The sequence below is a fragment of the Streptomyces sp. NPDC008163 genome (genome assembly GCF_042956885.1).
In the GTDB taxonomy this organism is placed as follows: Bacteria; Actinomycetota; Actinomycetes; order Streptomycetales; family Streptomycetaceae; genus Streptomyces; species Streptomyces drozdowiczii_A.
Map to the genome: position 1 here is coordinate 151,011 of NZ_JBIBHG010000014.1, position 23,954 is coordinate 174,964.

The window sequence follows — 23,954 nt, forward strand, 5'->3', positions numbered from 1 at the left end:
CCCGGGCCCATTGGTGTGAACCCGTCTGCGGTGGCGATCCCAAGACTCGGTGTGATCTTCATACTGACGCACAGTGAACGGCATGGATCTCACGCCTCAGCAGCCCCCGGGGGCCTCCGGGCCCGAGTACTCCTTCGACACCGACTGGTCCGCCCCGGACGCGTCCGCGCAGGGCTCCGCGTCCCTGGCCGAGCCGCCTCCCCCCACGATGCGCACCACGCTGCGCCGGGCCGCCTTCGGCATGGTGGCGGGCGCGGTCCTGGTGACGGGCGCGGTGGTCGCGGTGCCCGACGACGACAAGGACGCGGCACCGCCGGTGGCCGGCCCGGTCTCGCGCGCGATGTCCGCGACGGCCGCCGGCTCCCCGGCCGCGCTCGCCGATCTGACGGCCCTCATCGGGGACCGGCAGAAGTGGGTGGGCACGCACCCCTCGGACGCGGATTCCTGGGCGGTGCTGGGTTCGGCGTACGTGGAGGTGGGGCGGCGGGCCGCCGACCCGGCGTACTACAGCCGCGCCGAGCAGGCGCTGAAGCGGTCGCTGGACGTGCGGCCCGGCGAGAGCGGCAACACGGCCGCCTGGGTGGGCCTCGCATCCCTGGCCAACGCCCGGCGCGACTTCGTGACCGCCAAGAAGTGGGGTGAGACGGTCCGGGCGCGGCAGCCCAAGGAGTGGACGGTCTACCCGCAGCTGATCGACGCCTACAACGGCCTCGGCGACCAGAAGTCCGCGATCACGGCGGTGGAGCGGTTCACCGAGCTGCGGGCCGGTGTGCCCGCGCTCGGCCGGGCCGCCGAGATGTACCGCGACCGGGGCTGGCGCGAGGACGCGCTGGCCACCGCGCAGGACGCGGCGAACCGGGCGAAGACACCGGCCGAGAAGGCCGCCTGCCTGTCCCGGCTCGGCGACCTGGCCTGGGAGCGCGGCGAGCCGAAGGAGGCCGTGGCGCAGTACGGGGCGGCGCTGCGCGTCGAGAAGGGCCACCAGCCCTCGCTCGCCGGGCGGGCCCGCGCGCTGGCGGCCCTCGGGCGCACCGACGAGGCGGTGCGGGACTACCAGGCCGCCCTGGCGAAGTCGCCGCGCCCGGCCTACCTCCTTGAGCTGGGCGAGCTGTACGAGTCGCTGGGGCTCGACGGCGATTCGGTGGGCCAGTACGAGAAGCTGCGGGCGGCCCTGGACCGGGGCAAGGCGCGCGGGGTCGACGAGTCGCTGATCCTGGGCCGCTTCGAGGCCGCGCACGGCGATGTGGACGCGGCGGTGGAGCTGCTGCGGGCGGAGTGGCGGCGAGGCCACCGCAGCGCGGCGGTGGCGGACGCGCTGGGCTGGGCGCTGCACCGGTCGGGCGACTCGGACGGTGCGCTGGAGTACGCGCAGCGGGCGGTGGACTCGGGCGGGCAGAACGCCTCGTACGCCTACCACCTGGGCATGGTGCAGCGCGCGCTGGGCGATTACGGTTCGGCGCGCCGCCGGCTGGAGGGGGCGCTGCGGACGAACCCGAAGTTCTCGCCGCTGGACGCGCCGCTGGCCCAGGAGGCGCTGGACAACCTGGGTGAGCCCCCGGCGGGCGGTCCGGCGGACATGCAGCCTCCGCCGGCTCCGGAGCCCCCGGCCCCGCAGGCGCCCGCACCGCAGTCCCCGGCACCCCAGGCCCCGGCACCGCAACAGCAACAGCAACAGCAACAGCCCGACGGTCCGGCACCCGCGGCGGCCGTCGCGCAAGCCCCCGTACAGGCGTCAGCGGCACCGGCGGCGGCCGTTCGCTGACGTATGAGCGGTGTGCGGACGAAGGGGCGGGCCGGCATGCGGCCCGCCCCTTGGTCATGCCGGACGCGTCACAGGTTGCCGCGCTTCTCCTGCTCGCGCTCGATCGCCTCGAACAGGGCCTTGAAGTTGCCCTTGCCGAAGCCCATGGAGCCGTGGCGCTCGATCATCTCGAAGAAGACGGTCGGACGGTCCTGGACCGGCTTGGTGAAGATCTGGAGCAGGTAGCCGTCCTCGTCGCGGTCCACGAGGATCTTCAGCTCGCGCAGGGTCTCGACCGGCACCCGGGTCTCACCGGCCCACTCGCCGAGCGTGTCGTAGTACGAGTCCGGGGTGTCCAGGAACTGCACACCGGCGGCGCGCATCGCCTTCACCGAGGCGACGATGTCGTTCGTGGCGAGCGCCATGTGCTGGACACCGGCGGCACCGTAGAACTCCAGGTACTCGTCGATCTGCGACTTCTTCTTCGCGATGGCCGGCTCGTTGATCGGGAACTTGACCTTGAGCGTGCCGTCGGCGACGACCTTGGACATGAGCGCGGAGTACTCGGTGGCGATGTCGTCGCCCACGAACTCCTTCATGTTCGTGAAGCCCATGACCTTGTTGTAGAACGCCACCCACTCGTTCATCCGGCCGAGCTCGACGTTGCCGACGCAGTGGTCGATGGCCTGGAAGAAGCGCTTGGCCGGCGGCTCGACGATCGGATTGGCGGCGACGTAACCCGGCAGGTACGGGCCGTCGTAGCCGGAGCGCTCGACCAGGGTGTGGCGGGTCTTGCCGTACGTGGCGATGGCGGCGCGCACGACGGTGCCGTGCTCGTCCTTCGTCTCGTAGGGCTCCTCGATGCCGGTGGCGCCGTGCTCGACGGCGTAGGCGTACGCCGCGCGGGCGTCCGGGACCTCGATGGCGAGGTCGATCACGCCGTCGCCGTGCGCGGTGACGTGGTCCTCCAGGAAGTGGCCCCAGTCGGAGGACGCCTTCACGACGGAGGTGAGGACGAAGCGGGCGGAGCCGCTGGTCAGGACGTAGCTCGCGGTCTCGCGGCTGCCGGTCTCGGGGCCGGAGTAGGCGACCAGCTTCATGCCGAAGGCGGTCGAGTAGTAGTGCGCGGCCTGCTTGGCGTTGCCGACGGCGAAGACGACGGCGTCCATCCCCTTGACGGGGAAGGGGTCGGCCTGCCGGGACGTCTCGGGGGTGCTGTGCATCGTCTCTGTCATGCCCAGAGGTTCCCGCCACTCCGCAAGGTGCGCAACAGTTCGCGTAATCGCTGGTCAACCTGTACAGCGGTTGGCCATGATGGCCGGACCATCTGTACATGGTGCCCATCACACCGACCCCGGAGGCCGGCATGGCGATCGACCGACTCGACGGACGGCTCATCGTGCTGCTCGCGCGTGAACCCAGGATCGGCGTCCTGGAGGCGTCGCGCAGGCTGGGCGTGGCACGCGGGACGGTGCAGGCCCGTCTGGACCGCCTTCAATCGAATGGCGTCATCCGCGGATTCGGCCCGGACGTCGATCCGGCGGCCCTCGGCTACCCGGTCACCGCGTTCGCCACGCTGGAGATCAAACAGGGCCAAGGCGCCGACGTACGGGCGTACTTGAGCGGCGTACCGGAGGTCCTGGAGCTGCACACCACCACCGGGCACGGGGACATGCTGTGCCGGCTGGTGGCCCGGTCCAACGCGGATCTCCAGCGGGTGATCGACCGGGTTGTCGGATTTGATGGCATCGTCCGGGCCTCCACGGCCATCGTCATGGAGAACCCGGTGCCGCTGCGCGTCATCCCGCTCGTGGAACAGGCGGCGCGCGACACCGACTGAGCCGAGGAGGACGGGTGAGCTTCTGGGAGTACGTGGCCAACCGTCATCAGCAGTTGCTCACCGACGCCTTCCAGCACGTCAGCGCGGTCTTCCAGTGCATGGTCATCGCCACCGTGCTCGGCGTCCTGATCGGGGTCGTCAGCTACCGCAGCGGCTGGGGCTCCTCGGTGGCGATCACCTCGACGGCGACCGTCCTCACCATCCCGTCGCTGGCCGCCATCGGTCTGCTCATCCCACTGGTCGGTCTCGGCGTCGCCCCCACGGTGATCACGCTGACGCTGTACGGGCTGCTCCCCGTCGTCCGCAACGCGATCGTGGGCCTGCGCGGCGTCGACCCGGCGCTGGTGGACGCGGCGAAGGGCATCGGGATGTCGCGGACGGCCCGGCTGTTCAAGGTGGAACTGCCGCTGGCCTGGCCGCCGATCCTGACCGGCATCCGGGTCTCCACGCAGATGCTGATGGGGATCGCCGCCATCGCCGCGTACGCCTCCGGACCCGGCCTCGGCAACGAGATCTTCCGGGGCATCGCCTCGCTGGGCAGTGCCAACGCGATCAACCAGGTGCTCGCGGGCACCCTCGGCATCGTCATCCTCGCCCTGCTCTTCGACGCCGCGTACGTCCTGCTGGGCCGGCTCACCATCCCGAGGGGGATCCGTGTCTGAGACCGCCACCGAGATCGTGCCTGAGCCGACGGCCACCTCCGGCGCCGCCATCCAGCTGGAGAACCTGTCCAAACGCTACCCGGGCAACCCGAACCCGGCCGTGGAGAACGTCTCCATGGAGATCAAGGCCGGCGAGACCGTGATCTTCGTGGGCCCGTCCGGCTGCGGGAAGTCCACCACGCTGAAAATGATCAACCGGCTGATCGAGCCCACCTCGGGCCGGATCCGGATCGACGACGAGGACGTCACCGACATCGACCCGGTGAAGCTGCGCCGGAAGATCGGGTACGCGATCCAGTCCTCCGGGCTCTTCCCGCACATGACGGTCGCCGAGAACATCGCGCTGGTCCCGAAGATGGTGGGCTGGTCCAAGTCCCGGGTGAAGGACCGGGTGGAGGAGATGCTCGACCTGGTCGGGCTGGACCCGCGCGAGTTCCACGGCCGCTATCCGCGCGCCCTCTCCGGCGGGCAGCAGCAACGCGTGGGCGTGGCCCGGGCGCTGGCCGCCGACCCGCCGGTGCTGCTGATGGACGAGCCGTTCGGCGCGGTCGACCCGATCACCCGCGACCACCTCCAGGACGAGCTGATCCGGCTCCAGCACGAGCTGCACAAGACGATCGTCTTCGTCACCCACGACTTCGACGAGGCGATCAAGCTGGGCGACCGGATCGCCGTGCTGCGCGAGCGCTCGCACATCGCGCAGTTCGACACCCCGGAGGCCATCCTCACCAACCCGACCGACGACTTCGTCTCCGGGTTCGTCGGCGCGGGCGCGGCCCTGAAGCGGCTCAACCTGACCCGGGTGCGCGAGGTGGAGATCGCCGACTTCCCGACCGTGACCGTGGACGACCCGCTCCAGTCGATCTTCAACAAGCTGCGCAGCGGCTCGCACAACGAGCTGCTGATGCTGGACCGCCGGGGCCGCCCCTACAAGTGGCTGCGGCGCGGCGACCTGATGCGGGCCCGGGGCTCCCTGGCCCGCGCCGGGCAGCTGGTGCACGACACGGTGACCCGGGACGCGACCCTGCACGACGCGCTGGAGGCGGTGCTCACCGACAGCGGCGGGCGGGTCGCGGTGACCGGGCGGCGCGGCGAGTTCACCGGGGTCGTGGACATGCACACCCTGATGAACTCGGTGCACGAGCTCCTGGAGGCGGACCGGCTGGCCGCCATCGAGCACCAGCACGACCTGGAGGAGCTGCGGGTCCACCAGACCGCCGAGGAGCTGGAGGGCGGTGCGGGCGCATGACTCCCGACTCCCCCTCCGGCTCCTCCCGCGCACCGGGGCGCGACCGGCCGCCGGGCGAGCACGAGGTGAAGGGGCACGCCTTCCGCGACGAGGAGGCGGAGGAGCGGCCCGCCCCGCGGGCGGAGAAGCCGGCGCGCCGGATCACTTGGCGCAAGCTGGTGGTGCTCCCGGCGATCCTCGCGGTGGTGCTGGTGGTCACGTACGTCTGGATCGAGAACGTGCACCTGGACTCGATCGCGGAGAACTCGATCGCCGGTGACACGGTCGAGGTGCGCTGGTGGCAGCACGTGAAGCTGACCGCGATCTCCACCTTCTGGGTGCTGATCATCGCCATTCCGCTGGGCATCGCGCTGACCCGGCGCGGCCTGACGAAGGCGGCCCCCGTGGTGACGGCGATCGCCAACATCGGGCAGGCGACCCCGGCGATCGGTCTGCTGGCGCTGCTGGTGATCTGGCTCGGCATCGGCCCGTCGACCGCGATCACCGGCATGGTGATCTACGCGGTGCTGCCGGTGCTCTCCAACACGGTCGCCGGCCTCAAGGCGATCGAGCCGAACATGGTGGAGGCCGCGCGCGGCATCGGCATGTCGGCCATGGGCACCCTCACCAAGGTCGAACTCCCCCTCGCCGTCCCGCTGATCCTGGCCGGGGTCCGGACCGCGCTCGTCCTGAACGTGGGCACGGCGACCCTGGCGACCTTCGGGGGCGGCGGCGGGCTCGGCGACCTGATCACCTCGGGCATCCAGACCCAGCGCATGCCGGTCCTGATCCTGGGCTCGGTGCTGACGGTGGTCCTCGCGCTCCTGGTGGACTGGCTGGCCTCGCTGGCCGAGGTGGCGCTGACCCCGCGCGGCCTGGAGGTGGGGCGATGAGGACGCGGATGCGCGGGGCGCTCGCGGCGGGGGCCGCGCTCTCCCTGGTGCTGGCCGGGTGCGGGCTGAAGAGCGGGTCGCCGATGGTGGACGACGTGGTGCCCGGGTCGGTCGGGCAGGGGCAGCCGCTGGACGGCGCGTCGCTGACCGTCACCTCGAAGAACTTCAGCGAGAACATCATCCTGGGCCAGATGATCGGGCTGATCTTCAAGGCGGCCGGGGCGGAGGTCCTGGACCGGACGAACCTGCCGAGCTCGATCAGCGCCCGCGAGGCGGTGATCCAGGGCGACGCGGACGCCGAGTACGAGTACACGGGCACCGGCTGGATCACGTACCTCGGGCACGCCAAGCCCATCGTCGACCCGATGGAGCAGTGGCGGGCGGTGCGCGACGCGGACCTGAAGAACGGGGTGACCTGGCTGCGGCCGTCCACCCTCAACAACACGTACGCGCTGGCCATCAGCCGCAAGAACAACGCCAAGTACCACCTGCGGACGCTCTCCGACGTGGCCGCCCTGGCGAAGAAGAACCCGTCGGCGGTGACGGTCTGCGTCGAGAACGAGTTCGCCTCGCGCGACGACGGGCTGCCCGGCATGGAGAAGGCGTACGGGATGTCCCTGCCGGCGTCCAACATCCAGAAGATGGACGCGGGCATCATCTACACCCAGGTCTCCAAGTCCGACTCCTGCCTGCTCGGCGAGGTCTTCACGACGGACGGCCGCATCAAGGCGATGAACCTGGAGGTGCTGGAGGACAACAAGCACTTCTTCCCCAACTACAACGCGGCGCCCGTGGTGCACACGCCGACGCTGGAGAAGTACCCGGAGATCGCGGGCCTCCTCGATCCGCTCAGCAAGCGGCTGAACACGGAGGTCGCCCAGGACCTGAACGCCCGGGTGGACGTCGACGGGCAGGACCCGCACGAGGTGGCGAAGGACTGGCTGATCAAGGAAGGGTTCATCAAGGAGGGCTGACGTTTCCGGTCAGCAGCTGGGGATCCTGCCGCCGTGGTCCAGGGCCCGCAGGGAGTTCACCGCGTCCTTCAGCGTCGTGACCGGGATCAGCCGCAGGCCCTTCGGCAGCTCGGACTTCGCCTCCGAGCATTCCGCCTTCGGTACGAGGAAGACGGTCGCCCCGTCCCGCCGGGCCGCCTGCGTCTTGAGCGAGACCCCGCCGACCGCGCCGACGTCGCCGTCCGCGTCGATCGTGCCGGTGCCCGCGACGGTGCGGCCACCGGTGAGGTCGCCGCCCGAGCCGTCGCCGTCCAGCTTGTCCACGATGCCGAGCGCGAAGAACAGCCCGGCGCTGGGGCCGCCGATGTCCGCCAGGTGCAGGGTGACGTCGACAGAGCCGGGCTTGCGGCCCAGGTAGTTCAGGGCGGCGTCGACGGCGGCGTCCTGGGACTCCGCCATGTCGTCCAGGTTGTGCTTCTCGATCTCCTTCTCGGAGCCGCCGGTCGGGTAGACGGAGTCACGGGGCAGCACGGCCCGGTCCGTACGGAACCAGCTGTCCACGACGTCCTTGACGCCGACGTCCGCCTTGGGGCCCGTCGCCACGATCGTCGTCATCCGCAGCTCGCCCCTGGTGGCGCGGGTGGGCGCGCCCTCGATGCTGATCACGGGGGTGCCGTGGTCGTCCCCGAGCACGTCCGCGGTCGTCCCGGGCTGCGCCAGCGTGAACGGCAGCGGCGCGAAGGCGGCTACGCCGAGGAGGGCGACGACGGGGAGGGCGGCGAGGGCGAGGCGCTGTCTGGACACCGGTCCAATCTAACGTCCGGCGTCCCGGACCGGGTCGGCCGGGCGATCCAGCCCGTCCGGCGTTCGAGGACGGAACCGGCTCGCCGGGAGCCGGGACCCCGCGGTGGGCCCCGGCGCGCCGTACTCGCGGCGGCGCAACGGGTCAGCGAAGCGCGTCAGCGACTTCCCGGGCCGCGTCCACCACGCGGGGTCCCACCCGCTCGGGGACGGAGTCCGCCAGCATGACGACGCCGACGCTCCCCTCCACCCCGGTCACGCCCATGAGCGCCGCCGCCGCCCCGCTCGCCCCCGCTTCGAGCTCGCCGTGGGTGAGGGTGAAGGCGGTCTCGCCCACCGGCTTCTGGCGGGCGGCGAGGATCGCCCGGCCCGCGGCGCCCCGGTCCAGCGGGTGGCGGAAGCCCGCCCGGTAGGCGACGTGGTAGTCGGTCCAGGTCGGTTCGACCACGGCGACCGCCAGCGCGTCGGAGCCGTCGACCAGGGTGAGATGGGCGGTGGCCCCGATGTCCTCGGCCAGCGAGCGCAGCGCCGGAAGGGCCGCCTCGCGGACCAGCGGGTGGACCTGGCGGCCCAGGCGCAGAACGCCGAGGCCGACCCGCGCCCGGCCGCCCAAGTCCCGGCGTATCAAAGCGTGTTGTTCCAGCGTGGCGAGCAGACGGTAGACCACGGTGCGGTTGACGCCGAGTTTGTTGGACAACTCGGTGACCGTCAGGCCGTGGTCGGTGTCGGCGAGCAGTTTGAGGACACGCAGTCCTCTGTCGAGCGTCTGGGAGGTCTCCGCGGTCACGACGCCCTCTCCTCCGTGGTGAGCGGCCGCGGCTGTCCCGTGGAATGTGCGCCACCGGTCCCGGGGCGACGCACGGAGAGGCCGCCGGCCTGGCCAAGGCACCGGCTGCGCTCCGCGGCCACATTGCCACGGGGCGTTCACATTTTTTGGACAGTAGCGAGGGAGTCCGCTCAGCGGAAGCCCTCGTCCAGAATCCGGTCGCCCTTGAAAACCCGGTTGCGCCGTACGAGCATAAGTGCCGGTCAGCGGCGCGCGGACCGTTCATCGCCCATCTACGCGCGTCCAGGTCGGCCGACTCTCCCGCGACGCTCCGTAGACGGGATGTGAACCGTGGTTAACTCACCGTGAAAATTTTTTCGTCCGGATCACTGATCGACAAGGCCCCGGCCCCCTCCGGGCGAGGGTGCCGGGGCCCGTGGTGCCGTACGCGGGTCACCGCATCCGGGTCGCCCACTCCTGGACCTTCTTGATCCGCTGCTCGATCTGCCCGGCGGTGGCCTCCGCGCTCGGCGGTCCGCCGCAGACCCGGCGCAGCTCGGTGTGGATCACGCCGTGCGGCTTGCCGCTCTGGTGGGTGTAGGCGGAGACCATGGTGTTCAACTGCTTGCGCAGGCCGAGGAGTTGCTTGTGGGTGACGACCGGGCGGTCCTGGGCGGGCTTCTCCAGGAGGTCGGCCTCGGAGGCGGGCTTCTGCCGGCTGTGCGCGATCTGCCGGGTCTGCCGCTTCTGGAGCAGCAGCTGGACCTGGTCCGGTTCGAGGAGCCCGGGGATGCCGAGGTAGTCCTGCTCCTCCTCGCTGCCGGGGTGCGCCTGCATGCCGAACTCGGCGCCGTCGTAGAGCACCCGGTCGAAGACCGCGTCGGACTCCAGGGCCTCGAAGGGCAGTTGCTCCTCGGTCTCCTCGTCCTCCAGCCTCTCGGCGTCGGCGAGGAGCTTGTCCTCCTCGGCGAACGGGTTCTCCTCGTCGCTGCCCTTCTTGGGCTTGTCGAGGACGTGGTCCCGCTCGACCTCCATCTCGTTGGCGAACTCCAGGAGCATCGGGATGGTGGGCACGAAGACGGACGCGGTCTCACCGCGCCTGCGGGAGCGCACGAAGCGTCCGACGGCCTGGGCGAAGAAGAGGGGGGTCGAGATGGTGGTCGCGTACACCCCGACGGCCAGGCGGGGCACGTCGACGCCCTCGGACACCATGCGGACGGCGACCATCCAGCGCGAGTCGTCCTGGCTGAACTTGTCGATCTTCTTCGACGCGGCCTTCTCGTCGGAGAGGACGACGGTCGCCGACTCGCCGGTCACCTTCTTCAGGATCTTGGCGTACGCGCGTGCCGACTCCTGGTCCGTGGCGATGACGAGCCCGCCCGCGTCCGGGATGCCCTTGCGGACCTCGGTGAGGCGCTTGTCCGCGGCGCTCAGCACATTGGGGATCCAGTCGCCGGTGGGCGCCAGGGCGGTGCGCCACGCCTGCCCGATGGCGTCCTTGGTCATCGGCTCGCCGAGGCGGGCCGCGATCTCGTCGCCCGCCTTGGTGCGCCAGCGCATGTTGCCGCTGTAGCTGAGGAATATCACCGGGCGCACGACGCCGTCGGCCAGGGCGTTGCCGTAGCCGTAGGTGTAGTCGGCGGAGGAGCGCCGGATGCCGTCGTTGCCCTCCTCGTACACGACGAAGGGGATCGGGTTGGTGTCCGAGCGGAAGGGGGTGCCGGTGAGCGCGAGCCGGCGGGTCGCCGGGTCGAACGCCTCCTGGCAGGCCTCGCCCCAGGACTTGGAGTCACCGGCGTGGTGGATCTCGTCGAGGATGACGAGGGTCTTGCGCTGCTCGCACCGGTTGCGGTGCAGCATCGGGCGGACGCCGACGCCCGCGTAGGTGACGGCGACCCCGTGGTACTCCTTGCTCAGCGGACCGGCGCTGTAGTCGGGGTCCAGCTTGATCCCTATCCGGGCGGCCGCCTCGGCCCACTGCTTCTTCAGGTGCTCGGTGGGCGCGACGACGGTGACCTGCTGCACGACGTGGTGGTGCAGCAGCCAGGAGGCGAGGGTCAGCGCGAAGGTGGTCTTCCCGGCGCCGGGGGTGGCGACGGCGAGGAAGTCGCGCGGCTGCTCCTGGATGTACTTCTCCATGGCCCCCTGCTGCCAGGCTCGCAGCTTGCCGGCCGTGCCCCAGGGGGCGCGGCCGGGGAAGGCGGGTGAGAGGTGGTGGGAGGCGGTAGTAGTCACGGTCTCCGGTTCGGGTCTCTCGGGTACGTGGGCGCTGTCCGCACGGGCCGGACCGGCTCCGCACGCGATACGACAACCGGGCCACCCTACCGGGGCGGCTGCTCCGCACCACCGTGTACCGCACCACCGGACACGTAAGTGCGACGGCTCTCACACGGCGGCTCCGGTACGGCGCCGGACCGGCGCCCGCTCACCGTTCCCGCACCCGCGCCGCCACCCAGGCCCCCGCCAGGGCCACCGCCGCCATCGGGAAGAAGACGACCGCGAAGGCGGCCGGGTGGGAGGTGGTGGCGGCGGATTCCGTGGCGTCCATCGTGCCGCCGCCGAGGGCCGCGAAGGCGGCGCCGCCCGCGGCCAGCAGGAGGACGTTGGAGAGGCCGTCGGAGATCTGGAGGGCGGCCGAGTTGGCACCGGCCTCCTCGGGGGCGGACAGCTTCAGGAGCAGCACGCTGGTGGAGGCGATCACCACGCCCATGCCGAAGCAGCCGAAGGCCCAGGCGACGGCCACGGTCCAGACCGGCACGGAGCTGATCAGTACGGCCGGGGCCGCCGCGATGGAGAGGGCGACCAGGACCATGGCGCCGACCATCAGGGGCTCGCGGTGCGGTTCCAGGCGGGGCCGGGACTGCACGTAGGAGCCCAGCGCCCAGGTGCCGCCGCCCGCGGCCAGGGAGAGGCCGGCCAGGGTCGGGGACATCCCGCGCTGGGTGACCAGCATCAGCGGGACGAACGATTCGGCGGCGATGAAGGACCCGGCCGCGACCCCGCGCAGCAGCACCACCGCGGGCAGCCCGCGCGCCGCGCGCCAGGTGCCGTGGGGCAGCAGGCCCCGGATCGCGGGGACGAGCAGCGCGGCCCCGGCGGCGGCCGGCAGCAGCGAGAGCCAGTTCCGCTCCTGGCCGGCGTACTGGAGCAGTCCGGCGCCCAGCGAGATGCCCAGCGCGAGCGCGATGCGCCGGCGGTCGTACGCCTCCACCGGCGCCGCCGGGTCCGCCGGTCCGGACGCCATGCGCCGGATCTCGGGCAGCGCGAGGGCGAGCGGGAAGACGATGAGGACCGGGATGCCCACGAAGACCCAGCGCCAGCCCAGGTGCTCGGTGACGCTCCCGGCCGCCAGCGGCCCGACGACCGAGGGGATGACCCAGCTCGCGGCGAACGCGGCCAGGATCGCCGGCCGCAGGTGCTCCGGGTAGGCCCGGCTGATCACCACGTACAGCGCGACGATCACCAGCCCGCCGCCGAGCCCCTGCACGGCGCGGCCCGCGATGAACATCCACATGGAGCCCGCGGTCCCGGACAGCAGCAGCCCCGCCGCGAAGGCGCTGATCCCGGTGGCCAGCGGCGCGAGCGGGCCGCGCCGGTCGGCCCACTGCCCGGACAGCACCATGGCGAAGAGGCTGGTGGTGAAGTACGCCGAGAACGCGTACGCGTACATCGGGATGCCGTGCAGCTCCCGCGCGGCGACCGGCATCGCGGTCCCCACGGCGGTGGCCTCGAACGCGATCAGGAACACCACGGAGACGATGCCGATGCTGAGCGCCCGGTACGTCCGCCCGAGGATCCCCTCCGGCAGCACGGGCCCCTCCGGGGCGGGGGGGTCGACGTCTTCGATGAGGCGCGGGACATCGGCGTCACGCGGTTCCAGGGCGGTCATGAGCCAAGAGTAAGGGGCGAAACCCCCGATGAACCCTGTCGGTGGTCGCCCCTGCGCTCGGCCCTTGGACCTAGAGCCTGTCGTTTGGATCGTGAACGGCGTATGGCAGTCCCGTTGCACGGCCCCCGAAACCCTTGAGCCCCCCTCCGCCCGGCCCTACGGTCGGTACAGCGACACCACGCAGGACCGTGTGCCCGAGAGGCTCAGGGGCTCGACTGCAACTCGAGTTACACCGGTTCGAATCCGGTCACGGTCTCCACGCAACCGCCCGCCCCCGGTCCGGGGGCGGGCGGTTTCCGTGTGCGGGGCCTCAGCCCTTCGGGGCCGCGACCGCTGCCTGGGGGCGGATCGGGAGGCGGTTGACCGGGCGGCCCGTTGCCGCGCGGACCGCCGCGGCGACCGCGGCCGGGGACGTCACGACCGGGACCGCCGAGGCGGGCTTCGCGCCGAACGGGGCGACCACGTCGCGCTCCTCGACCAGTTTCACGATGCGGATCTCCGGCGCGTCCAGCGAGGTCGGCAGGGCGTAGCCGGTGAGGTCCGGGTGGCGGACCAGGCCGCGGGCGGTGCGGAGGTTCTCGGTGAGGGCGGCGCCGATGCCCTGGGTGACGCCCGCCTCGATGCGGGTCGCCAGCTGGGACGGGTTGAGGACGCGGCCGACGTCCTGGGCGACGGCCATCTCGACCACCCGGACCGAGCCCAGCTCGATGTCGACGTCCACCACCGCACGGACCGCGCAGAACGCCATGCCCACGAAGGCGTCCCCCTGCCCGGACTCGTCCAGCGGCTCGGTGGGGTGCGGGCGGCACTGCGCGGTGGCCCACAGCTCCTTGCCGTCCAGCGCCTCCGACACGGTCGTGGAGAGCACCCCGTCGTACGAGGTGATCTTGCCGTCCGTGATCTGGAGCAGCTCCGTGGACATCCCGAACTTGTGCGCCAGGGGCTGGAGTAGCTGGGTGCGGACCATCTTCGCGGCACGTTCGACCGCCCCGGCGGAGACCCAGGTGTGGCGGCCGTGCGTGGCCGCGCCCGCCGGGGGCTGGTCGGTGTCGACCGAGGCGACGTGCACCTCCTCGACGCCCAGGGTCTCCTGGACGACCTGCCGGGCCAGCGTGGAGAAGCCCTGGCCCGTCTCGACGGCGGCGCAGATGACGGTGGCGACCGAGTCGTGGACCCGGACCGTGGCCGTGGACACCTCGTCGGCGCCCTCCGCGCCGAGCATGTGGACCATGCCCAGCGCGTAGCCGACGCCCCGCCGCACCGCGCCCGGTTCGCCCGCGCCCTCGGGGCCGCCCGGCAGCAGCCAGTCGTCCTCCGGGGCGTCCTTGGGCAGGGCGGGCAGCGGGTGGTCCCGGACGGCGGTGAGCAGTTCGGCGACGGGCGCGGGGCAGGTCACCGTCTGCCCGGTCGGCAGGATGTCGCCGGTCGCCAGCACGTTGCGCATGCGCAGCTCGGCCGGGTCGATCCCCAGCTTCGCGGCCAGCTTGTCCATCTGGCCCTCGTAGGCGGCGCAGACCTGCATCGCGCCCTCGCCGCGGACATGGCCGGACGGCGGGTTGTTCGTACGGACGGCCCAGCCCTCGATGAAGGCGTGCGGGACGACGTACGGGCCGCAGGCGAAGGCGACCGCCGCGGCCAGCGACTCCGACGAGGCGTCCGCGTAGGCGCCCGCGTCCAGCAGGATCTGGGCCTCCACCTTGACCAGGCGGCCCTCGGCGTCCGCGTGGTGGCGGTAGCGCAGCAGGGTCGGGTGGCGGTGGGCGTGGCCGAGGAAGGACTCCTCGCGGGTGGCGGCCAGCTTGACCGGGCAGCCGGTGCGCAGGGCGAGCAGGCCCAGCGGCAGCTGGAATCCGGGGTCCTCGCGGTCGCCGGTCGCGCCGGGCACCCCGGTGACGACGACCTTGACCCGCTCCGGTTCGAGGCCGAAGCAGGCGGCGGCCAGGTCCCGGTCGGTGTGCGGGTCCGTGGACGCGGTGTACAGCTCGACGCCGCCGTCCGGGCGGGGCACGGCGAGCCCGGCCTCCGCACCGATCGGGGCGGGGTCCTGGCGGCCGATCCGGTACAGCCCGTCCACGACGACCGCGCCGGCCGCCTCCGGGTCGCCGTAGCGCAGCGGGATGTGGCGGATGAGGTTGCCGTCGGGGTGCAGGGGCTCGGCCTCGAACGCCTTCTCCGGGTCGGTGACCGGGTCCAGCACCTCGTACTCGACGGCGATCGCGGCGGCGGCGAGCCGGGCGGTGTCGGGGTGGTCGGCGGCGACGGCGGCGATCGGCTCGCCGTGGTGGCGGACCAGGTCGGAGGCGAAGACGGGGCGGTCCACGACCTTGCGCCCGTACAGGGCCTCGCCCGGCACGTCCTCGTGGGTGACGACCGCGCGCACCCCGGGCATCTCGGCGGCGGCCGAGGTGTCGATGGAGACGATGCGGGCGTGGGCGTGCGGGGAGCGCAGGACGGCCGCCCAGAGCAGGCCCTCGGCCCACAGGTCGGCGGCGTACGGGAAGGTGCCCTCGGTCTTGGCGCGGGCGTCGGCCGGCGGCAGCGAGGCGCCGATGCCGAGCCGCGGCTGCTCGGCCTCGGGTCCGCCCGGGCCGGCCGGCGACGGGATGGTGATCGTCGTGGGGGTGGCGCCGGCCGCGTCGTTGCTCACGCCATGCCTCCGTCCTGCTGGTGGGCCTGCACACTACCGGCGCCCGGTGCCGCCTGATGCGGGATGCGGGGCTCCTCCGGCTCGCCGTCCCCGGTCTCCTCGGCGGCGGCTTCGGCGGCGGCCTCGCGGCCCGCGATGACTTCGTTGACCGCGTCCAGGACGCCCCGGTAGCCGGAACAGCGGCAGAGGTTGCCGCACAGCGCCCGGCGGGTCTCCAGCTCGCTGGGGCGGTGGTTCCCTTCCAGGAGGTCGTGGACGGTCATCGCCATGCCGGGGATGCAGAAGCCGCACTGGACGGCACCGCAGTCCGCCAGCGCCCGCTGCACGTCGGAGGGTTCGCCGTCGACGGCCAGGCCCTCGACCGTACGGACCTCGCTGCCGGCGGTCGTGGCGGCGGGCACCAGGCAGGAGGCGACGAGCCGCCCGTCCACCTGGACGTTGCACGCTCCGCACTCGCCCTGCGAGCAGCCGTCCTTGGCGCCGGCGAGACCGAGGCGTTCACGCAGCACGTAGAGCAGGGACTCGCCGATCCAGGCGTCCGTGACGGGCCGGTCGACGCCGTTGACGTGCAGCACGTACGAGGCGGCGGGGTGCTCGCTGGGCAGCGGGGGCCCCTCGGGGGCCGGGGCCTCGGGCACCTCCGCGGGCCGGACGGCCTCCGCCTCGGGCGCCTCCGCGTCCGGCACCGCTTCCCCCGCGGGCTCGGCGCCGGGCTCCGTCGCACCGGGGTCCGCCGCCGCGACGGCCTCGGCCTCCGGGCCCGGGGCGGGCCGCTCGTCCTCGGCGGGCTCCGCCGCCTCGGGAGCGCTCTCGGAAGGGGCGCCGGCCGACGTGCCGGCGGGGCCTCCGGCCGGGGCGTCGGCCGGTCCATCGGCGTCGGCGGGGGCGCCCGCGGCCTCCGGCTCCGCGGCCTGCGCCGCCTCCGGCACCGCCCAGGGCGCCGGGGCGCCCCCCGGCAGCGTGGCCGGGCGGTCCGCGTACCAGTCGGCGGCGGGGGGCGGGGTGTACAGCTCGCCGGAGTCGTCGGAGAGCGGGGCGGCCGGGGCCGGCCAGGACGAGGTGTCCACCGCCCACTGACCCGTGGCGGACTGGTCCGTACCGTACGGCTCCTGGTACGAGCCGGTGTGCTGCTGCTCCTCGGGGTGCGGGTAACCGTAGCCGGACTGCTGGTTCGGGTCGGGCCAGTGCACCGCGTCGGGCGCGGGCTGCTGCTCCGGGGGCTGGACCGTCCAGTTGCCGGTGGCCGCCGGGTCGCGGTCGGCGGCCGGGGTCAGCGGCAGGATCATCGGCGGGGTGTAGCCGTGGCCGGGCGCGGCCAGCGGGATGTCCGCCAGGTCCTCCGGCGGCAGCTGGACGAAGGCCGTCGCGTCGCCGTCGTAGTCGCTCTGCGGGGTCGGCTGCCAGCCGCCCTGCTGCTCGGCGGGGTTCTCCTTGCTCACGACAGTGCCCTCCCCAGCGCGCGTCGGGCGAGCGCGGCGACGGTGCGCCGCAGGTGCAGTACGGCGGGGGGCAGCGGTGGCGCCTCTCCCCCGTCGGCGGGTGGTTCCTGGTCCGGGATGCAGGCGGCGGCGACGTACTCGCCGAAGGCTGCCAGCGCGTCGGGGGCGAGGCCGCGCGCGCCGTCCCAGTCGATCAGCGAGGCGATCCAGCGCTCCGCGTCCAGCGGGCGCAGCGGCATCGGGGCGATGGCGCCGACCGCGCAGCGAACCCCGCGCCTGGCCGGGTCGAGGACGATCGCGACGGAGGCGGTGGCGCGGCCGGGACCGGTGCGGCCGGTGGCCTTGAGGAACACCTGCGGGGCGTGCAGCAGGGGCACCCGGACGAAGCCGATCAGCTCGGCGGGCTCCAGCATCTCGCGCCCGGCCAGCAGATGGGAGACGGGGATCTCGCGGCGGACGCCGCCGGGTCCGGCGATGACGAGCTCGGCCTCCAGGGCGGCGAGCACCGGCAGCGCGTCCCCGGTCGGGGCGGCGGTCGCGATGTTGCCGCCGAGCGTGCCGGCGTTGCGGATCTGCGGGGGGCCCGCGGCGCGGGCGGAGGCGGCGAGCGCGGGGATGAGGGCGGCGAAGTCGGGCCGCCCCATGCGGGCGTGGGTCAGGCCGGCGCCCAGGAGGGCGTGTCCGTCCTGGTAGTGCCAGCCGCGCAGCTCGCTGATCCGGCCGAGTCCGACCAGACCGGAGGGGCGCAGGAGCCCCTTGTTGACGGCCGACATCAGGTCCGTGCCGCCTGCCACGGGGACGGCGGCCGGCATGGCGCCGAGTGCCGCCACCGCCTCGTCCAGCGAGGCAGGCAGCGTCACGGACTGCGTCGCCTGCGGTGCGTGCGTGGTCAACCCAGCTGCCCCTTCCCGGTGTCCCGGCGCTCCCGCCTGTTTCGCCGTACGGTACGTGCTCGAAGCCCGGACGTGGCAACTCTGGCACATCTTCGGACCGGCCCGACGCGCAGGTCCGCGAAGGGTGTATCCGTCAACGTTCAGGGTAATGGTCCCGTTTTCGCGCCGGTTCGGTAGTGGGCGCCCTTTGCCGGTCTTACGCATCTCCGTACGGCTTTCTCCCTTGCCGGGGACGGCAGTCGGGAAACGCCGCCGCCACCACGGTCGCAGGGGCCGTGGTGGCGGGAGAGCGGGTCGGGGCCGGGCTCACACGTTCGGGGGTGCCCCCTCGATCGGGCGTCCGAGGATGCCCGGGCGCTGCTGCCAGGGCAGCGGTCCGGACGGCGGCCGGTAGCCGACGCCGAGGGCGTCGAGCCGGGCGTAGTGGGCGGTCATGCGGCGCTCGAAGCCGGCGAAGTCCCGTTCGTCCGGGGCGGGCAGGGCGGACCAGGCGACCTCGGCGAAGGCGGCGAGGCGGGGGAAGACCTGGTAGTCGACGCGGGCCCGGTTCTGCATGACCTCGGACCAGGCGTTGGCCTGGGTGCCGAGGACGTGCCGGGCCGCCTCCTGGCTCAGGGACGGCGGAACGGGTTCGAAGCGGTAGACGTCCTCCAGGGTGCGGACGTACCCGATGGGCATCGGCTCGTCGGGGCCGCCGTCCTGACGGTGGTCCAGATAGACCTGCTGCTCCGGGCACATGACCACGTCGTGCCCGGCCTCGGCGGCCGCGATGCCGCCCGCGTAACCGCGCCAGGAGGAGACGGCGGCACCGGGCGCGAGGCCGCCCTCCAGGATCTCGTCCCAGCCGATGAGGCGGCGGCCCCGTCCGGTGAGCCAGGTGTCGAAGTGGCGGATGAACCAGGACTGGAGCTCGTCCTCGTCGGCCAGGCCGAGTTCCTTGATGCGGGCCTGCGCGGCGGGCGACTGCCTCCACTGGTCCTTGGGGCACTCGTCGCCGCCGACGTGGACGAACGGCGAGGTCTCCGGCGGGAAGAGGTCCAGGATCTCCTCGAAGACGCCCTCGTAGAACCGCAGGACGTGGTCGGTGGGGGCCAGGACGTTCGGTGTGACGCCCCAGTTGTCCCAGACGCCGAGCGCCGAGGTGTCGATGACGTCGGTGTTGCCCAGCTCCGGGTAGGCGCTGATCGCGGCCTGCGAGTGGCCGGGGATGTCGATCTCGGGGACGACCCGGATGTGCCGGGCGGCGGCGTAGGCGACGATCTCGCGGATGTCGTCCTGGGTGTAGTAACCGCCGTGCGGGGTCTCGTCCCACAGCTCGGAGGCCCGGTGCCCGTACTTGGTACGGGGGCGCCAGGCGCCGGCCTCGGTGAGGCGCGGGTACCGCTTGATCTCGACGCGCCAGCCCTGGTCGTCGCTGAGGTGGAAGTGGAAGACGTTCAGCTTGTGCGCGGCGAGCAGGTCCAGGTAGCGCAGGACGTCGTCCTTGGGCATGAAGTGCCGTGCCACGTCGAGCATCAGGCCGCGCCAGCCGAAGCGGGGCGCGTCCTCGATGTCGGTGAACCCGAAGCCGTGGACGGCGGCCCCGCCCACCGGCGCCCGGCGGAACGCCTCGGGGCCCAGCAGCTGGCGCAGGGTCTGGGCGCCCCAGAAGACCCCGGCGGGGCTGCCGCCGGTGATGGCGACGCCCTCGCCGGGCAGGGTGGTGAGCCGGTAGCCCTCGGTCGGCAGGGTGTCGTCGACGCGCAGCACGATCGCGCGCGGGGCGGACTCGGGGCCGGGGGCGAGGGGCAGGCCGAAGGCGGCGCCCAGGGTGGCGCGCAGCCAGCGTTCGGTGGTCTCGGTGCCGGGGGCCGCCGCGATGGTGGTGGACGCGTCGAGGACGCATCCGCAGCGCCCCCGGTCGTCGGCGCTCCGGGGCGCCGGGATCAGTTCCATGGCCATGACGTCAGTCCTTAACCGCTCCGCCGAGTCCGGAGACCAGGCGTCGCTGTACGAGTACGAAGAAGACCAGCACGGGCACGGTCATCACCGTCGAGGCTGCCATGATCCCTCCCCAGTCGTTCTCGTCGGGTTTGAAGAAGACCAGCAGCGCCATCGGGAGCGTCGACTGGGAGGTGTCGCTGATGATGAACGACTTCGCGAACAGGAAGTCGTTCCAGGTGGAGATGAACGAGAAGACGCTCGTCGCCACCAGTCCGGGGAAGACCAGCGGGAAGAGGATCTGCCACAGGAAGCGGGTGCGGCTGGCCCCGTCGATGTACGCGGCCTCCTCCAGCGCGTCCGGCACGGCCCGTACGAAGCCCCGCAGCATCCAGATCGCGAACGGCAGCGAGAACGCCAGGTGCGGCAGGATCAGCGAGCCGAGCGTGTTCAGCTGGCCGAAGTCCCGCATCAGGAAGAACAGCGGGATCGTCAGCGCCTCGACCGGCACCATCTGCGCGACCAGGAACATGATCAGCAGCGTGGTCCGGAAGCGGAACCGGAACCGGGTGACCGCGGTGGCCGCCAGGAACGCGATGAGCGCGGAGGCGACCACCACCGTCCCGGCCACGAGCAGGCTGTTGAGGAAGTAGCGCCCGAAGTCCTGCTGCTGGAAGACCCGCCGGAAGGAGTCCAGGGACGGCGACAGGGTCCAGGGCCTGGGGTGCGTGGACTGGACCTCGCCCGCCGGTTTGAACGCGGAGAGCACCATCCAGTACAGCGGGAAGGCGACGGCGGCGGCGATGAGCAGCGCCGCGGCCTCGGCGGCGAGCCGGCCGGGCCGGCGGACGAGCGAGCGGACGGCCGGGCTCACAGTTCCTCCCCCTGACGGCGTACGAGGCGCAGGTGGACCAGCGTCACGGCGAGCAGGATCAGCAGCATCACGACGCCGATCGCGGAGCCGAGGCTGTACTGCGAGGAGGCGAACGCCTTCTGGTACGCGTACACGTTGAGCACCAGGTTCTGCCCGGCGATCCCGCCGCCGTTGGTCATGACGTAGATCTGGGTGAACACCTTGAAGTCCCAGATGACCGACTGGATGGTGACGACGGTCAGGATCGGCCGCAGCATGGGGGCGGTGACGGAGCGCCAGATCCGCCACTGCGAGGCCCCGTCCAGCGCGGCGGCCTCAAGGACCTCGGTGGGGATCGCCCGGATGCCCGCGTACACCGTGACCATCACGAACGGGAAAGAGCACCACAGGACTTCGAGGAGCACCAGCGTGAAGGCGCTGTAGCGCCCGTACGTCCACGAGTGGTCACCGAGCCCGAGGATCCGGTTGACCGGGCCGAAGTCGGCGTCGAAGAGGAAGACCCAGACGGTCGACCCGGTGATCGCGGGCGTCGCCCAGGCACCGAGCGCGGCGAGCATGAGGACGAGCCGGGGCACGGCCCGTATCCGGGTCAGCAGGACGGCCAGCGCGCAGCCGACGAACAGGGTGGCCAGGACGCAGGCGGCGGCGAAGACCACGGTGGCGAGGAGGACCTGCCAGAACTGGCCGTCCCCGAAGAGGGCCGTGTAGTTGCCGAACCCCTGGAAGGTGGCCGGTTCGCCGCCGCTGACCTGGGCCTGGGTGTACTCCAGGAAGGAGATCAGGCCGAGCTGGTAGATCGGGTAGACCAGCAGCCCGCCGAGCAGGACGAGCGCGGGCAGCAGATAGAGCCAGGGCGTCCAGCCCGGCCGCCGGGCCGGGGAGGCGGACCGGCGGCGCGGGGCGGGTGCGGGGGCGGGCGTGGGGCGTGCTTTGTACGCCGTGCTGTGGGCGGTCATCGTCAGCCCGCTTCGGCGAACGCCGCGTCCATCTTCTTCGCGGCGTCGTCGGCCGCCTTCGCCACGTCCTTACGGCCGCTGACGACCTCCTGGAACATGGTGGGCAGGATCAGCGAGGAGTCGATCTGCCCCCAGGCCGGGGAGGCGGGCACGAACTTGGCGCCGGCGCCGAGCGTCTTGACGAAGGGCTCGACGAACGGCTCGCGCTTCGCGGCGGCGGCGCGGACGTCGGTGTAGGTCGGCAGGAAGCCCATCGCGTCGAACATGCGGGCCTGGGACGCTTTGCCGGTCAGCTCCTTCATCAGGTCGACGGCCAGGGTGCGGTGGCCGCTGCTCTTCAGCACGCCGATGTTGTTGCCGCCCGCGAAGGCGGGGGCTATGGACCCCTCGGCCACGCCGGGCAGCGGGACCACGGCGTACTTGCCCTTGACGCTTCCGGCCTCGACGGCCGTGTGGCTGAAGTCGCCGCCGATGGCCATGGCGGCCTTGCCGGAGGCGAAGGCGGTGACGGTCGCGTTGCCGCCCATGGCCGCGCACTTGGCGGGCGGGCAGTTGGAGGCGCCGAACAGCGAGGTGTACGCCTCGATGCCCTTGCGGGCCTTCGCGCTGTTGATGGCCGACGTGTACGAGGAGCCGTCCCGGTCGGCAAGTTCGCCGCCGTTGGCCCAGATGAAGGGCATCGCGCCGTAGGTGTAGGCGCCGCCGACCGCGAGCCCGTACAGGTCCGGCTTCTTCCGGTGGATCTTCTTCGCGGTGGAGATCAGTTCGGCCTGGGACTTGGGCGGTTCGATGCCCAGGTCCGCGAAGACGTCGGTGCGGTAGTAGAGCGCGCGTACGCCGACGAAGAGCGGGGCCCCGTAGACCTTCCCGTCGACCGTGACGGACTGCTTGGCGGCCGGGTCGGTGTCCTTGGCGTCGGCCCAGGCGCCGAACTCGGAGGTGATGTCGGCGAGTCCGCCGTCCTTCACGTATCCGGCGGTGTCGGTGTTGCCGTACTCGATGAGGTCGGGGGCGCTCTTCGGGTCGTTGAAGGCGGCCTTGACGCGCTGGGCGCGGGTCTCGACCGGGATGTACTCGATCTCGACCTCGGCGCCCTCGTGGGCCTTCTTGAAGGCGGCGACGGCGGTGTCGACCACCTTCTCCTTCGGCTTGTTGCCGACCTCCTGGAACAGCCAGACCCGCAGCGTGCCGGTCTTCTCGTCGCCCTTGGCTCCGGTGTCGGAGGTCTGCGGCGCGCAGGCGGTGGCGGTGAGGCCCGCCAGGACGAGCGCCGCGGCCGGGGCGGCGATTCGGGCAGAGAACTTCATCCGGGAACCCCTACCGGTAAGCGTTGCAGAATGCGCAACGCACGTTTCGTTCTGCACAACAGGCAGGAGAGTAGGCGGGGTCCGGGGCGGCGACAAGTGGTCTGAACCACGTCTGCACCACTCTGTGACCTGACGGAGCAGCCCGTGCAACGGCACGCGAAAGACCCCCGGGGCGCGCGAACGCGCGCCCCGGGGGTCTCCCGGACCTTCAGCTGCGGGCCGTACCGGTGGCCGCTACTTCTTGTCCTTGTCGCCCTTGCCCTTGTCGCCGCCGGCGCCCATGGACTCGTAGATCTCCTTGCACATCGGGCAGACCGGGTACTTCTTGGGGTCGCGCCCCGGTACCCAGACCTTGCCGCACAGTGCGACCACGGGGGTGCCCTCCAGGGCGCTCGCCATGATCTTGTCCTTCTGGACGTAATGGGCGTAGCGCTCGTGGTCGCCGTCGCCGTTCGACACCTGCGGCGTCGGCTCCACGAGGGTTCCGGTACCTGCCCCGCGCTCGGGCTCAAGAGTGCTCATAACCGCCAAGCGTACTGAAGAACGGGACATCAGTTCAGCGAAGGGTCGTCCGGATACGTGGCGATCATGGCCAGTTCGCTGCGCTGCCGGCGCAGGACCGCACGCCACAGGCCCTCCGGGCGCGGCGAGGACACGTCACCGGGCTCCGATTCCACCACGTACCAGGCACCCTCGGACAGCTCGCGCTCCAGCTGTCCGGGCCCCCAGCCCGCGTACCCCGCGAAGATCCGCAGCGAGCCCACGGCCGCCGCCAGCAGCTCGGGCGGCGCCTCCAGGTCCACCAGGCCGATCGCCCCGTACACCCGGCGCCAGCCGAGGGGGCCCTCGCCGCCCGGGATCACCGCGACCCCGAGGGCGGAGTCCAGCGAGACCGGTCCGCCCTGGAAGACGACCTCCGGCTCACCGGTCAGCCCGGCCCAGGCCGCCAGGATGTCCACGACGCCCACCGGGGTGGGCCGGTTGAGGACCACGCCGAGGGAGCCCTCCTCGTCGTGGTCGAGGAGCAGCACGACCGCGCGGTCGAAGTTCGGGTCCGCCAGGGCGGGCGCGGCCACGAGCAGCCGCCCTGTGAGCGAGGACACCTCGGTCATGGCAGAAATGATCCCGCATCCCGGGCCGTGGCG

General features: G+C 72.3%; 20 protein-coding genes and 1 tRNA gene. 7 read left to right on the plus strand and 14 right to left on the minus strand.

What is annotated here, in order from left to right; genetic code table 11:
* Positions 1 to 82: 82 nt before the first annotated feature.
* Complete coding sequence (locus tag ACFZAT_RS28135) at positions 83 to 1,762, plus strand: tetratricopeptide repeat protein (protein WP_391268346.1); 1,680 nt, start codon at positions 83 to 85, stop codon at positions 1,760 to 1,762.
* Positions 1,763 to 1,830: 68 nt separating this feature from the next.
* Here the strand turns inward: ACFZAT_RS28135 and hppD are convergent, their stop codons facing one another.
* Complete coding sequence (gene hppD / locus ACFZAT_RS28140; RefSeq protein WP_161210500.1) at positions 1,831 to 2,976, minus strand: 4-hydroxyphenylpyruvate dioxygenase; 1,146 nt, start codon at positions 2,974 to 2,976, stop codon at positions 1,831 to 1,833.
* Positions 2,977 to 3,107: 131 nt separating this feature from the next.
* Between hppD and ACFZAT_RS28145 the strand changes: the two genes are divergently transcribed.
* Genes ACFZAT_RS28145 through ACFZAT_RS28165 form a run of 5 tightly spaced genes read left to right on the plus strand, consistent with a single transcriptional unit; the run spans position 3,108 to position 7,338 of the window.
* A complete protein-coding gene (locus ACFZAT_RS28145) occupies positions 3,108 to 3,581 on the plus strand; it encodes an Lrp/AsnC ligand binding domain-containing protein (RefSeq protein ID WP_391268405.1) in 474 nt (157 codons plus the stop codon).
* A 14-nt stretch (positions 3,582 to 3,595) separates the two neighbouring features.
* A complete protein-coding gene (locus ACFZAT_RS28150; RefSeq protein ID WP_018100766.1) occupies positions 3,596 to 4,243 on the plus strand; it encodes an ABC transporter permease in 648 nt (215 codons plus the stop codon).
* The gene (locus tag ACFZAT_RS28155; RefSeq protein WP_391268347.1) at positions 4,236 to 5,492 is read left to right on the plus strand and encodes a betaine/proline/choline family ABC transporter ATP-binding protein; all 1,257 of its coding nucleotides are present in this window, start codon (positions 4,236 to 4,238) and stop codon (positions 5,490 to 5,492) included. The genes ACFZAT_RS28150 and ACFZAT_RS28155 overlap by 8 nt, the downstream gene beginning before the upstream one ends.
* Positions 5,489 to 6,364, plus strand: coding sequence for an ABC transporter permease subunit (locus tag ACFZAT_RS28160; RefSeq protein ID WP_391268348.1), 876 nt, complete (start codon positions 5,489 to 5,491; stop codon positions 6,362 to 6,364). Before ACFZAT_RS28155 ends, ACFZAT_RS28160 begins: the two co-directional genes overlap by 4 nt.
* Before the next feature lie 8 nt (positions 6,365 to 6,372).
* A complete protein-coding gene (locus ACFZAT_RS28165; RefSeq protein ID WP_391268406.1) occupies positions 6,373 to 7,338 on the plus strand; it encodes a glycine betaine ABC transporter substrate-binding protein in 966 nt (321 codons plus the stop codon).
* A 9-nt stretch (positions 7,339 to 7,347) separates the two neighbouring features.
* Here ACFZAT_RS28165 and ACFZAT_RS28170 read toward each other — a convergent pair whose 3' ends face one another.
* From ACFZAT_RS28170 to ACFZAT_RS28185, 4 genes are all read right to left on the minus strand, one after another.
* Positions 7,348 to 8,121: a S16 family serine protease gene (locus ACFZAT_RS28170; protein ID WP_391268349.1), complete on the minus strand. Its 774-nt coding sequence runs from the start codon at positions 8,119 to 8,121 to the stop codon at positions 7,348 to 7,350.
* Positions 8,122 to 8,263: 142 nt separating this feature from the next.
* Complete coding sequence (locus ACFZAT_RS28175) at positions 8,264 to 8,905, minus strand: IclR family transcriptional regulator (RefSeq protein ID WP_018100771.1); 642 nt, start codon at positions 8,903 to 8,905, stop codon at positions 8,264 to 8,266.
* 432 nt (positions 8,906 to 9,337) lie between these two features.
* Positions 9,338 to 11,119 (minus strand): DEAD/DEAH box helicase family protein, encoded by a 1,782-nt coding sequence (locus tag ACFZAT_RS28180; protein ID WP_391268350.1) that lies wholly within the window; start codon positions 11,117 to 11,119, stop codon positions 9,338 to 9,340.
* Positions 11,120 to 11,309: 190 nt separating this feature from the next.
* Positions 11,310 to 12,773: an MFS transporter gene (locus ACFZAT_RS28185; RefSeq protein WP_391268351.1), complete on the minus strand. Its 1,464-nt coding sequence runs from the start codon at positions 12,771 to 12,773 to the stop codon at positions 11,310 to 11,312.
* Between the two features lie 184 nt (positions 12,774 to 12,957).
* On the opposite strand from ACFZAT_RS28185, the gene ACFZAT_RS28190 reads away from it, so the two are divergent.
* Positions 12,958 to 13,032 (plus strand) — tRNA-Cys (locus ACFZAT_RS28190).
* Positions 13,033 to 13,083: 51 nt separating this feature from the next.
* Here the strand turns inward: ACFZAT_RS28190 and ACFZAT_RS28195 are convergent.
* The 9 genes from ACFZAT_RS28195 to ACFZAT_RS28235 all read right to left on the minus strand — a co-directional run bounded on the left by ACFZAT_RS28195 (position 13,084) and on the right by ACFZAT_RS28235 (position 23,921).
* The gene (locus ACFZAT_RS28195; RefSeq protein ID WP_391268352.1) at positions 13,084 to 15,420 is read right to left on the minus strand and encodes a molybdopterin cofactor-binding domain-containing protein; all 2,337 of its coding nucleotides are present in this window, start codon (positions 15,418 to 15,420) and stop codon (positions 13,084 to 13,086) included.
* Entirely contained in the window at positions 15,417 to 16,859 is a 1,443-nt protein-coding gene (locus ACFZAT_RS28200; protein ID WP_391268353.1) for a 2Fe-2S iron-sulfur cluster-binding protein, read from the minus strand. The genes ACFZAT_RS28195 and ACFZAT_RS28200 overlap by 4 nt, the downstream gene beginning before the upstream one ends.
* Positions 16,856 to 17,752, minus strand: coding sequence for an FAD binding domain-containing protein (locus ACFZAT_RS28205; RefSeq protein ID WP_391268354.1), 897 nt, complete (start codon positions 17,750 to 17,752; stop codon positions 16,856 to 16,858). Before ACFZAT_RS28205 ends, ACFZAT_RS28200 begins: the two co-directional genes overlap by 4 nt.
* A gap of 306 nt (positions 17,753 to 18,058) precedes the next feature.
* Positions 18,059 to 19,693: a family 20 glycosylhydrolase gene (locus tag ACFZAT_RS28210; protein ID WP_391268355.1), complete on the minus strand. Its 1,635-nt coding sequence runs from the start codon at positions 19,691 to 19,693 to the stop codon at positions 18,059 to 18,061.
* 4 nt (positions 19,694 to 19,697) lie between these two features.
* A complete protein-coding gene (locus ACFZAT_RS28215; protein WP_391268356.1) occupies positions 19,698 to 20,546 on the minus strand; it encodes an ABC transporter permease subunit in 849 nt (282 codons plus the stop codon).
* Complete coding sequence (locus tag ACFZAT_RS28220; protein ID WP_391268357.1) at positions 20,543 to 21,502, minus strand: ABC transporter permease subunit; 960 nt, start codon at positions 21,500 to 21,502, stop codon at positions 20,543 to 20,545. The genes ACFZAT_RS28215 and ACFZAT_RS28220 overlap by 4 nt, the downstream gene beginning before the upstream one ends.
* A 2-nt stretch (positions 21,503 to 21,504) precedes the next feature.
* A complete protein-coding gene (locus ACFZAT_RS28225) occupies positions 21,505 to 22,809 on the minus strand; it encodes an extracellular solute-binding protein (RefSeq protein WP_391268358.1) in 1,305 nt (434 codons plus the stop codon).
* A gap of 234 nt (positions 22,810 to 23,043) precedes the next feature.
* Complete coding sequence (locus tag ACFZAT_RS28230) at positions 23,044 to 23,331, minus strand: DUF3039 domain-containing protein (protein WP_161211408.1); 288 nt, start codon at positions 23,329 to 23,331, stop codon at positions 23,044 to 23,046.
* A gap of 29 nt (positions 23,332 to 23,360) precedes the next feature.
* Entirely contained in the window at positions 23,361 to 23,921 is a 561-nt protein-coding gene (locus tag ACFZAT_RS28235) for a YqgE/AlgH family protein (RefSeq protein WP_018100784.1), read from the minus strand.
* Positions 23,922 to 23,954 lie beyond the last annotated feature (33 nt).

Excerpts from the sequence above, each read along its gene's own strand:
- ACFZAT_RS28135 (WP_391268346.1), top strand. The coding sequence starts at position 83 with ATGGATCTCACGCCTCAGCAGCCCCCGGGGGCCTCCGGGCCCGAGTAC.
- hppD (WP_161210500.1), bottom strand. The coding sequence starts at position 2,976 with ATGACAGAGACGATGCACAGCACCCCCGAGACGTCCCGGCAGGCCGAC.
- ACFZAT_RS28145 (WP_391268405.1), top strand. The coding sequence starts at position 3,108 with ATGGCGATCGACCGACTCGACGGACGGCTCATCGTGCTGCTCGCGCGT.
- ACFZAT_RS28160 (WP_391268348.1), top strand. The coding sequence starts at position 5,489 with ATGACTCCCGACTCCCCCTCCGGCTCCTCCCGCGCACCGGGGCGCGAC.
- ACFZAT_RS28165 (WP_391268406.1), top strand. The coding sequence starts at position 6,373 with ATGCGCGGGGCGCTCGCGGCGGGGGCCGCGCTCTCCCTGGTGCTGGCC.
- ACFZAT_RS28185 (WP_391268351.1), bottom strand. The coding sequence starts at position 12,773 with ATGACCGCCCTGGAACCGCGTGACGCCGATGTCCCGCGCCTCATCGAA.
- ACFZAT_RS28210 (WP_391268355.1), bottom strand. The coding sequence starts at position 19,693 with ATGGCCATGGAACTGATCCCGGCGCCCCGGAGCGCCGACGACCGGGGG.
- ACFZAT_RS28220 (WP_391268357.1), bottom strand. The coding sequence starts at position 21,502 with ATGACCGCCCACAGCACGGCGTACAAAGCACGCCCCACGCCCGCCCCC.
- ACFZAT_RS28225 (WP_391268358.1), bottom strand. The coding sequence starts at position 22,809 with ATGAAGTTCTCTGCCCGAATCGCCGCCCCGGCCGCGGCGCTCGTCCTG.
- ACFZAT_RS28230 (WP_161211408.1), bottom strand. The coding sequence starts at position 23,331 with ATGAGCACTCTTGAGCCCGAGCGCGGGGCAGGTACCGGAACCCTCGTG.
- ACFZAT_RS28235 (WP_018100784.1), bottom strand. The coding sequence starts at position 23,921 with ATGACCGAGGTGTCCTCGCTCACAGGGCGGCTGCTCGTGGCCGCGCCC.